11 protein-coding genes, 5 tRNA genes and 1 riboswitch are annotated in these 10,096 nt (G+C 28.9%); of the genes, 15 read left to right on the top strand and 1 reads right to left on the bottom strand.

What is annotated here, in order from left to right:
• The first annotated feature begins 547 nt into the window (after positions 1-547).
• From CSGHG_RS07375 to mreB, 7 genes are all read left to right on the top strand, one after another.
• Positions 548-877 carry a hypothetical protein gene (locus CSGHG_RS07375; RefSeq protein WP_010293784.1) on the top strand — a complete coding sequence of 110 codons (330 nt, stop codon included), beginning with the start codon at positions 548-550 and terminating at the stop codon, positions 875-877.
• Positions 874-1,236 (top strand): hypothetical protein, encoded by a 363-nt coding sequence (locus tag CSGHG_RS07370; RefSeq protein ID WP_010293783.1) that lies wholly within the window; start codon positions 874-876, stop codon positions 1,234-1,236. Before CSGHG_RS07375 ends, CSGHG_RS07370 begins: the two co-directional genes overlap by 4 nt.
• Before the next feature lie 26 nt (positions 1,237-1,262).
• A complete protein-coding gene (gene murA / locus CSGHG_RS07365) occupies positions 1,263-2,531 on the top strand; it encodes a UDP-N-acetylglucosamine 1-carboxyvinyltransferase (RefSeq protein WP_010293782.1) in 1,269 nt (422 codons plus the stop codon).
• A 219-nt stretch (positions 2,532-2,750) separates the two neighbouring features.
• Positions 2,751-3,857, top strand: a complete 1,107-nt coding sequence (gene spoIID, locus CSGHG_RS07360) for a stage II sporulation protein D (RefSeq protein ID WP_010293781.1) — start codon at positions 2,751-2,753, stop codon at positions 3,855-3,857.
• A 259-nt stretch (positions 3,858-4,116) separates the two neighbouring features.
• Entirely contained in the window at positions 4,117-4,842 is a 726-nt protein-coding gene (locus CSGHG_RS07355; RefSeq protein ID WP_010293780.1) for a M23 family metallopeptidase, read from the top strand.
• A gap of 113 nt (positions 4,843-4,955) precedes the next feature.
• A complete protein-coding gene (gene spoIIID / locus CSGHG_RS07350) occupies positions 4,956-5,210 on the top strand; it encodes a sporulation transcriptional regulator SpoIIID (RefSeq protein WP_010293777.1) in 255 nt (84 codons plus the stop codon).
• Positions 5,211-5,303: 93 nt separating this feature from the next.
• Positions 5,304-6,332 carry a rod shape-determining protein gene (mreB, locus tag CSGHG_RS07345; RefSeq protein WP_010293776.1) on the top strand — a complete coding sequence of 343 codons (1,029 nt, stop codon included), beginning with the start codon at positions 5,304-5,306 and terminating at the stop codon, positions 6,330-6,332.
• Positions 6,333-6,398: 66 nt separating this feature from the next.
• Here the strand turns inward: mreB and yyaC are convergent, their stop codons facing one another.
• On the bottom strand, positions 6,399-6,938 hold the full coding sequence (gene yyaC / locus CSGHG_RS07340; protein ID WP_010293775.1) for a spore protease YyaC: 540 nt from the start codon (positions 6,936-6,938) through the stop codon (positions 6,399-6,401).
• 358 nt (positions 6,939-7,296) lie between these two features.
• Between yyaC and CSGHG_RS07335 the strand changes: the two genes are divergently transcribed.
• The 8 genes from CSGHG_RS07335 to metK all read left to right on the top strand — a co-directional run bounded on the left by CSGHG_RS07335 (position 7,297) and on the right by metK (position 10,074).
• A complete protein-coding gene (locus CSGHG_RS07335) occupies positions 7,297-7,470 on the top strand; it encodes a hypothetical protein (protein ID WP_155844742.1) in 174 nt (57 codons plus the stop codon).
• Positions 7,471-7,645: 175 nt separating this feature from the next.
• On the top strand, positions 7,646-7,897 hold the full coding sequence (locus CSGHG_RS07330; protein WP_010293773.1) for a hypothetical protein: 252 nt from the start codon (positions 7,646-7,648) through the stop codon (positions 7,895-7,897).
• A gap of 166 nt (positions 7,898-8,063) precedes the next feature.
• Positions 8,064-8,138, top strand: a tRNA-Thr gene (locus CSGHG_RS07325).
• A 5-nt stretch (positions 8,139-8,143) separates the two neighbouring features.
• Positions 8,144-8,228 (top strand) — tRNA-Tyr (locus CSGHG_RS07320).
• Positions 8,229-8,236: 8 nt separating this feature from the next.
• Positions 8,237-8,312: transfer RNA gene (locus CSGHG_RS07315), tRNA-Val, on the top strand.
• 23 nt (positions 8,313-8,335) lie between these two features.
• Positions 8,336-8,410: transfer RNA gene (locus CSGHG_RS07310), tRNA-Thr, on the top strand.
• A 5-nt stretch (positions 8,411-8,415) separates the two neighbouring features.
• Positions 8,416-8,500, top strand: a tRNA-Tyr gene (locus CSGHG_RS07305).
• 138 nt (positions 8,501-8,638) lie between these two features.
• A riboswitch (SAM riboswitch) is annotated at positions 8,639-8,740 on the top strand.
• A gap of 158 nt (positions 8,741-8,898) precedes the next feature.
• Positions 8,899-10,074 carry a methionine adenosyltransferase gene (gene metK / locus CSGHG_RS07300; protein WP_010293772.1) on the top strand — a complete coding sequence of 392 codons (1,176 nt, stop codon included), beginning with the start codon at positions 8,899-8,901 and terminating at the stop codon, positions 10,072-10,074.
• The last annotated feature ends 22 nt before the right edge of the window (positions 10,075-10,096 follow it).

Below are 10,096 nucleotides of genomic sequence, written 5' to 3'. Positions count from 1 at the left end.
TACTTTAAAAGAAGTAGCTCCATTTTCATCTATGTTTACATAAAAATAATGCTATCTTGATTAAAGATAGCATTATTTTTAGATGTATATATTGTAAAAAAACACTAATATGCACAAAAAGAGGAAAAAATATATATTAATAATATATATTCAAAATTTCTATAAATTTATAAAAAAATTAAATTATAACTTTAGTTATAATCTATATATTTATTTAGTTTATTGTATAATGTTTTAAAATTACGTTTTAGCTTATGTATTGTAGATTTTGAACACCCTTAATAGTGAATGTATGCTTAAAAATCACTAATTTCATAACTGTAATTAAAAATATAGGCAAGTTAAAATTAAAGCATGTTTCACTATATTAATTAGGATAACATAAAAGATTATAGATATAAGTGTATATAAGTTATAAACATGTAATCTATAATAACCAATTATGTTATCTTATTTCTAATTTAAAAAATTAATAACGTATATCTGTGACAAACCAGTGTATAAAGCAGTAATTATTGTCAATACTTTTAAAAGTGGAGGGGTAATTATGGAGAAATTTTTAAAAAAGCTTATATCACTTTTTATGATTTTTATATTGGTTTGTTTAAATTCAATAAGCTCAAAGGCTATAGAGAAAAGAGATATAATTGGTGAAGTTTTAAATATATCTAAAGCAGAAATTATTGAAGTTGGAGTTGAAACTATATTTAAAGAAAAAAAAGATATAAATAGTTATTGTGAAGAATTAAAGAAAAGTATAAGTTTTTATGGTTATGATAAAGAAAAAGTAATTGTTAAAAATTATAATAACTATATAGAAGTTAAAATTGATAATCTTAATGTAATTATAGAAAAATTGATTATAAAGATAATATGATAAAAATGACAGTTAGCCAAAAGACAAAATATAATAATTTAGATTTTCTAAAGAATTTAACAAAGACCACATTTAAAAATGAAAAACATATAAATCAGTATTTATATGTAAAATCTAATTTTAATGGTGAAGATTGCAATTTGCTAAATAAGCATATAGTAGATTTTTTAGATGAAAATGGGGCTACAGATTTAGAAACGGTGCCTTTAGAGAATGGATTTAGTACTATTTGCAATACTAAGATGTATAATTCAAAAGAAATCTTTAGAAAAGAAATTGATTTTCAGTTTGCTATTATGAAATACAGCAAAGAAAATTATTTAATAATAGGAACCCCAGAAATAACTGTAGCTTTTTAAAATAGCACTATTTATGGAGGAGTAACATGGAAAAGTTTATTATAAAAGGTGGCAAAAGATTAAATGGCGAAGTAGAGATTAGTTCAGCTAAAAATTCAGTATTACCAATACTTGCATCAACTATATTAAGTGATAGTGTTTGTATTTTTAATAATATTCCTAAATTAGAAGATGTTAATGTTCTTTATGAAGTCTTACAATCTTTAAATGCTAAAATAATTTTAAGGAAAGATAATAAAGTAGAAATAGATACTAGAAATTTAGAATTAGAAGAAGTTAGTAATGAGTTAGTAAGAAAAATGAGGGCATCATTTTTGATTATGGGTGCTATGCTTGCAAGGTTCGGATACTTTAAGATATCTTTGCCTGGAGGGTGTAATATAGGGTCAAGACCTATAGATTTACACTTGAAAGGATTAACTGCATTAGGAGCAGATATTATAACAGAACATGGATTTGTTGAAGCTAAAGCAGATAAACTTAAAGGTGCAAAAATATATTTAGATTTTCCGTCAGTAGGAGCTACTGAAAATATAATGATGGCTGCGTCACTAGCTGAAGGTGAAACTATAATTGAAAATGCAGCAGAAGAACCAGAAATAATAGATCTTGCAAATTTTTTAAAGAGTATGGGCGCAAAAATTTATGGAGAAGGCACAGATACCATAAGAATAGTGGGAGTAGATAAGCTTATTGGAACAGAATATACTCCTATTTTCGATAGGATAGAAGCGGGAACATTTATGATTGCAGCAGCAATAACTAAAAGTAAAATAAAATTAACTAATGTAAATGAAGAATATTTAAAACCAGTAATAGCAAAAATGAAGGAAATGGGAGTAAAGATAGAAGCAAGTAAAAATACTATTGTTATAGATGGAAGTGCAGATTTAAAACCAATAGATATAAAAACTATGCCATATCCTGGATTCCCTACAGATATGCAAGCTCAAATGATGAGTCTATTAAGCGTCGTTAAGGGCACTAGTATGATAACTGAGACTATTTTTGAAAATAGATTTATGCATGTAAGAGAACTGGTAAGGATGGGTGCAAATATAAAAATAGATGGACGATGTGCAGTTGTGGAAGGCGTAAAATCTTTAACAGGTGCAGAAGTTAAAGCAACAGACTTAAGGGCAGGAGCTTGCCTAATATTAGCAGGATTGTGTGCAAAGGGAAAAACCACAATAGCAGATATATACCATATAGATAGAGGGTATGTTGAAATTGAAAAGAAATTTCAAAAATTAGGTGCTGATATTAAAAGAATAAATATAGAAGAAGAAATTTAATTTTAAAAGATAGTTACTCAAGTTTTATGAGTGACTATTTTTGTTTTAAAAATTAATTTGAAGCTCTAAAAAATAACTATAAATAAGTTGAATTTTGAATTTATAAAAATATTTTAAAAAATATGTTATATTTGATAACTCTTCTTAATAAACTTTGAATAAAAAGAACAAATAGCCTATTATTTAAAGTTTTAACTTACGAAACGAGAGGAGGATAAAATGAGAAATTTTAAAAATAAAATTAAGTTGAATACTCATAGTGTAGGTATAAGTGAAAAAATGGCATCTCAGATAATATCAGTTTTAACATTTGTAGCACTAGGAGTTATGTTTTTACTTGGGTCTACTTATTTTATATTAGGGGGTAATATTAAAGAAAAAAATAATAATATTAGTTCTTTTGAAATTGGTAAACGAGATATAAAGAAGAATAAAGTGGCTGAAAAAAACTTAGTAGAGGATATAAAGATAGATAAAGTTAAGGTTTACTTAACAAAGCAAGATAAGGTGGTTGAACTACCTATAGAAGAATATGTTAAAGGCGTTATAAGTAGTGAAATGCCAATAAATTTTGAGATAGAAGCACTGAAAGCTCAAGCAGTAGCTGCTAGAACCTATACAGTAGCCCATACAAAAGCTATAGGCGGTGGATGTAGTAAAGGGAATGGATCAGATCTTTGTGATACAACTCATTGTCAGGTATATTTAAGCAAAGAAGAGAAAATCCAGATGTGGGGCGTTAAAGGTGAAAGCAATTGGAAAAAAGTAGAAGAGGCTGTAAATGCTACAAAGGGACAGGTGTTAGCTTATGAGGGAAAGCTTGCTAGCGGAGCATACTACTTTTCTACCAGTAGTGGCAAAACTGAAAATTCAGAAGATGTTTTTGTAAATGCACTACCATATTTAAGAAGTGTTGAAAGTAAAGGTGAAGAGAATGCACCAAGATATAAAAGTGTAGTCTCAATTTCCTATGCAGATTTTATTGAAAAAGCTAATAGTCAGTATAATGCAAATATGACATTGAATAATATAAAAGATCAAATAAAAATTTTAGAAAGAACTGATGGTGGAAGTATAAAGAGTATAAAATTAGGAACAGTAACTATTAGTGGACCTAAATTTAGAAGTCTTTATGGCTTAAATTCAGCTAATTTTGAAATAAACTATTTAGATAATGACATGGAAATAAGCTGTACAGGATTTGGTCATGGAGTAGGAATGAGTCAATGGGGAGCTAATAATATGGCTAGTGAAGGGAAATCCTATAAGGATATATTACAGCATTATTATACAGGAATAACTTTGGAACAAATAAATAAAAAATAATATAAAGGATAAGGCATTAAGAAAGAATTATTTCATAAGTATCTACTAGTATATAGTTTATATAATTAAAAAAAAGTCCTTGTTTAATAGATATATAAATTTAAGTTAGAATTTGAAAGTCCATAAGAACTCATGGTTACCATGAGTTCTTTATTTTTAAAAACATATAAGAAAAAAGTCGAAAAAAAACGAGAAAAAATAATAAGAAAAGTGAATTAACTTAAAAAGATAGGACAACAATACTAGTGGAGGTGTTTTTATGGATAAGAAAACAAAATTTAAACAATTTTTTAAAAAGGAAGGATTTTATGTAATTTTATTTGTTTGCCTATGTGCAGTAGCAACAGTAACAATATTAACAACATCTAAGGATAAAAAAGATGTGGCGCAATTACCAGCAATGGAGCAAAAGACAAATAAAGAAACAAAAGAGGACAAACAAACTAATGGAGCAACTGTAGAACCTAAAACTTATAATGATGCATTACAAGTAAAAAAAGATGAGCTTAAAGCAGTTCCAGAAGTACAAGTTCAAAAAAATGCAGAAAGTCAATCAGTTTCAAATGCAACAGATAGTGAATCAGTTAAACCAGTAGATGGAAGTTTAGCTCGTTCATACACAGAAGATCCTGTTTACATGTCTTCAACTAAGGATTATAGACCACACTTTGGTATAGATGTAAAAGTTGAAGAAGGTACACCTGTAGTTGCAATGATGAATGGTGTTATTAAAAATGTAGATACTTCATCAGAAGGAACATATGTTGAAATAGATCATCAAAATGGAATTGTAAGTAAATATTCTAATCTGCAAGAAAAAGTAGCTGTAAAAAAAGGAGATTCAGTAAAAGCTTCTCAAGAAATTGGTAAAGTTGGAAACACAACTACATTTGCATATGAAGAATATGGTTCTCACTTACATTTTGAAGTTTTAAAAGATGGTGAAAACATAGATCCTAGTAAATATGTAAATTATAAAAAATAGTTAGTATTATTAAAGCCATTTTCTGAATTATTCAGAGAATGGCTTATACATAAGTAATTTATGTGGAAATATAAGCATATTTATAAATATATAAGGATTAAGGAGGCAACACGTTGAAAGACTACATTGAAGAAAGAGTATTGCAAGTTGCAAGATATATAATTGAATCACAAGAAACTATAAGAAAAACAGCAACTGTATTTGGTGTAAGTAAAAGTACTATACACAAGGATATGACCGAAAGATTACCTAAAATCAATGCTCAAATTGCAGAAGAAGCTAAAAATGTATTGGATTTAAATAAGGCAGAAAGACACATCAGAGGTGGAAAAGCTACACAGATGAAATATAAAACAATTGAAGGATAAAGCCTTTCGTATTATAATTAGACAATATAAGAGTTATTTAGTTTAAAGCTAAACTTTTAGTTAAAATACGAAAGAGCAGGAGTGAATTAAAGTATGTTTTTTTTCGGTATGGGAACAGACATGGGTATAGATTTAGGAACAGCTACAGTCCTTGTTTATATGAAAGGAAAAGGCGTTATATTAAAAGAGCCTTCAGTTGTAGCAATTGAAAAAAATGCAAATAAGGTATTAGCAGTTGGAGAAGAAGCTAGAAAAATGATAGGAAGAACTCCAGGAAATATAGTTGCTATACGTCCTTTAAGAAATGGTGTTATTTCAGATTATGATGTTACAGAAAAAATGCTTGAACATTTCATAAAAAAAGCATGTGGAAATAAGAAAGCAGCACCAAGAGTTGTAGTATGTGTTCCATGTGAATCTACAGAAGTTGAGAGAAGAGCTGTTGAAGATGCAGCAAGAAATGCAGGAGCTAAAAAAGTCTATCTAATAGAGGAACCATTAGCAGCAGCTATAGGAGCAGGACTTGATATTTCTAAAGCTAGTGGAAATATGGTAATAGATATTGGTGGAGGAACTACAGATATAGCTGTTATATCTTTAGGTGGAATGGTAGTTAGAGAATCTATTAAAGTAGCAGGAGATAATTTTGATGATGCTATAATTAAATACATAAGAAAAAAACACAAATTAATGATAGGTGAGAGAACTGCTGAAGATTTAAAGATAAACATAGGATCAGCTTATAAAAAAGATGAAGAAATTGACATGGATATAAGAGGAAGAGATTTAATTACAGGTCTTCCTAAAAATATAACTGTTAATTCTACAGAAATGAGAGAAGCTTTAAGAGAAGCAGTAGCTTCAATTGCGGAGTGTACTCATGCTGTACTAGAAAAAACACCACCAGAATTAGCAGCAGATATTGCTGAAAAAGGCATAGTTATGACTGGTGGAGGAGCACTTTTAGATGGTCTAGATAAATTAGTACAAGACTATACAAAAGTACCAGTATATGTAGCTGAAAATTCTGTTTCATGTGTTGCAATAGGAACAGGAAAAGCATTAGAATTTATAGATAAAATGGGTGATTCCTTTGGAGGACAAGACCTATCTTTTTATTAATAATTTGATTGATAAAATGACACAGTTTTTTACTGTGTCATTTTATTATTTAAAATTATGGGAAATTTAAATAAAAGATGAGTTATCAAAAGCTAAGTAATATGAATGCAAAAGAGCCTTTGTTATAACCTTAGATAATTGCATAATTAGGTTTAATCTTATATTTCTATTTGTAAATAATTCCGTATCATCACTAGAATCTATAATTCCTATTAAAGACATATCTCCTACTGGTGGAAGTAATTTTCCAACACCTTTCCCAGGGTTTATGGAAAAGTCCCTTGCCTGTATTTCGCCTATACTTGAATGTGGTCCAAGACAAGCATCAATTCCTATTATTTTTGAATTAGGATGTTTAAGTTTAATTTCATTCAACTTATTTTCTAAGTTTAATGCATGTATAGGATCAGAAATTGTTCCATAAACAGGTAAAGGGAAAAAATTTTCTTTTAAACAGGTTCCAACTAGTGGACCTAAACAATCACCTATGCATCTATCTGTACCTATACATATAATAATAGTATCTTCATCTAAATAATCTTTAATAAAAGTAGCTAAGTTGTAATAAGCTAGGGGATTTTTATAATGGGTTTTAATTTTAGTCACTGATTGCACCTCCTAGAGAATTGTGATTCATTTTAAAGAAATTTAAGTATCAACTTAAAATTGATTTATACAAAATAAAATTTAATTATTATCTTCTATAATATTTGTATAAATGTAAAAATATGAAAAATGCGCTTAATAATATATATGCAAAAAAAACAGAATGTGATTATAAACATTTAGAAAAAAATAAAAATATTTTTTATGTAAGTACACATTTGAATATGAGTCTTTGGATTTGTTAATAATTAAGTATATATAAAATTTTTTATGTTCATAATATTAAATGGGAGTGATAATTATAAAAAAAATATATTCATGTATAATAATTTTATGTACTATAATTTATAGTTGTACTATGTTGAAGGTCTATAGAAATCATGAGGATTTAGTTGTAAAAAATGAAATTAATATAGAGTATGAAAAAATTAAAAAAAATGATGAAATTGCAAAGGAAAATCAAAACAAAAGTTATTCAGATCCTTTGATTTTCAATAAGAAAAAAATAAAGAGAATACTAAAGAAGCTTTAAAAGAGAATATTGTTGAAAATAATGAGGAAAATATTAGTACTTATGATGAGGCAAGAAAGTATAAAAATAAAAAATACTTTTATGATGACATGAAAGAATTTGAGAATAATGTTGATGTTACAGTAGAAGAATTTGATTCTTACAATAAAAATAAAAAAAAATAGGTAAAGAGCTAGTGAGGGCAGAAGCAAAGGAAGTTCTAAAACAAGTATCGTTATCAGAAAAGAAAAAACTAATAACCTTTGCATATAAAGTACCTAAAAAAGAATTTAATAATATAGTTAAATATTTAAATTATGAAAATAAAGATTTAGGTGTAAAAAAAATTATATCTGTATTAGAAAAATATTTAACAGAAGAAGAAATTAAAGAAGCTAAAGAAATTGCCCAACCTTTTATAAACAAAGAAATAACTAAAGAATTTTAAAAATGATTTTAATTTAACAAAGTAAACTGATAAGAAAAAGAGAGATAAACTTAGAAAGTGAGAACAAATTTAAAATAATTACTTATAAAGGCTAAATTTGGATTTGAAAAAAATACTACAAGATTATAAAATAAACCTTGTCGAAGTTACCGACTAAAAATAACACGCTAGCATGGCTCAACGGTAGAGCAGCTGATTTGTAATCAGCAGGTTGTAGGTTCGATTCCTATTGCTAGCTCCATAAGTGGAGGAGTTCCCGAGTGGCCAAAGGGGGCAGACTGTAAATCTGTTACGTTTCGTTTCGATGGTTCGAATCCGTCCTCCTCCACCATATAACACGGTCGCATAGCTCAGCTGGGAGAGCATCTGCCTTACAAGCAGAGGGTCACAGGTTCGAACCCTGTTGTGACCACCATTAAACTTAAAATATAATAATACGCTGGCATGGCTCAACGGTAGAGCAGCTGACTTGTAATCAGCAGGTTGTAGGTTCGATTCCTATTGCCAGCTCCATAAATGGAGGAGTTCCCGAGTGGCCAAAGGGGGCAGACTGTAAATCTGTTACGTTTCGTTTCGATGGTTCGAATCCGTCCTCCTCCACCATACACTTTAGATTTTCTAAAGTGTTTTTATTTTAAAATAAATTAAATTATTAAATATATTTACCATATAAATCAAATAATATATTGTTGACAGTGATGTATTTTAATGATAATATTGTATCATAAAATTATATAATTACTCTTATCCAGAGAGGTGGAGGGAAAGGGCCCTATGAAACCCGGCAACCGGTGCGTAGCACAATGGTGCCAATTCCTGCAGAAATATTCTGCAAGATAAGAGAGTGCGAGTACGAAATTTCGACCTCTTCTTATCAAAGAAGAGGTTTTTTATTGCATAAAAATAGTAGTTACAAGGATTTTGTAATAATAAATATACCTTGTATTATTTTTAAGGCCACTCTCTTCGATTAGAACGGAAATTTGAAAGGAGATTTGAAAATGAGAAGATTATTTACATCAGAATCAGTAACAGAAGGGCATCCAGATAAAATTTGTGATCAAATATCTGATGCAGTATTAGATAGTATATTAGCAAAAGACTCTCATGCAAGAGTAGCTTGTGAAACAGCAGTAACTACAGGAATGGTATTAGTTATGGGTGAAATAAGCACAAATTGCTATATAGATATTCCTAAAGTAGTAAGAGAAACAATAAAAGAAATAGGTTATACAAGAGCAAAATATGGATTTGATTATAAAACTTGTTCAGTATTAACATCAATAGATGAGCAATCACCTGACATTGCACAAGGTGTAGATGAAGCTATTGAAAAAAGAGGACAAGAAATGGATGAAGTAGAAGCAGTTGGAGCTGGAGATCAAGGTATGATGTTTGGATTTGCAAGTAAAGAAACTCCAGAATATATGCCACTTCCAATAGCTATGTCTCATAGACTTTCAAGAAGATTAACAGAAGTTAGAAAAAATGGAACATTAGAATACTTAAGACCAGATGGAAAAACTCAAGTTACAGTTGAATATGAAGATGAAACTCCAGTAAGAATAGATACAATAGTAATATCTACACAACACTGTGAAACTGTAACACAAGAACAAATAAGAGAAGATTTAATGAAACATGTTGTAAAAGCTGTTGTTCCAGCAGAATTATTAGACGAAAATACTAAATACTATATAAATCCAACAGGTAAGTTTGTTATAGGTGGACCACAAGGAGATTCTGGTTTAACAGGAAGAAAAATAATAGTAGATACTTATGGTGGATATGGAAGACACGGTGGTGGAGCATTTTCAGGAAAAGATGCAACTAAAGTTGACCGTTCAGGAGCTTATGCGGCTAGATGGGTTGCTAAAAACTTAGTAGCAGCTGGTGTTGCTGACAAAATAGAAATAGAACTTGCATATGCTATAGGAGTTGCTAATCCAGTATCTATAGAAGCTGATACATTTGGAACAGAAAAAATTTCTAATGCAAAAATAATAGAAATAATTAAAAAGGTATTTGACTTAAGACCAGGTGCTATAATAAAACAATTAGACTTAAGAAGACCAATATACAAACAAACAGCAGCATATGGTCATTTTGGAAGAAATGATTTAAATCTTCCATGGGAACAATTAGATAAAGTAGAAGAAATAAAAAAATACTTATAATATAAAAGACACACCCAAAGGT

This window comes from Clostridium senegalense JC122, from assembly GCF_000285575.1.
Lineage (GTDB): Bacteria > Bacillota > Clostridia > Clostridiales > Clostridiaceae > Clostridium_J > Clostridium_J senegalense.
Note: the sequence above shows the minus strand (reverse complement) of the source record. Positions and strands in the feature narration are given on the sequence as shown.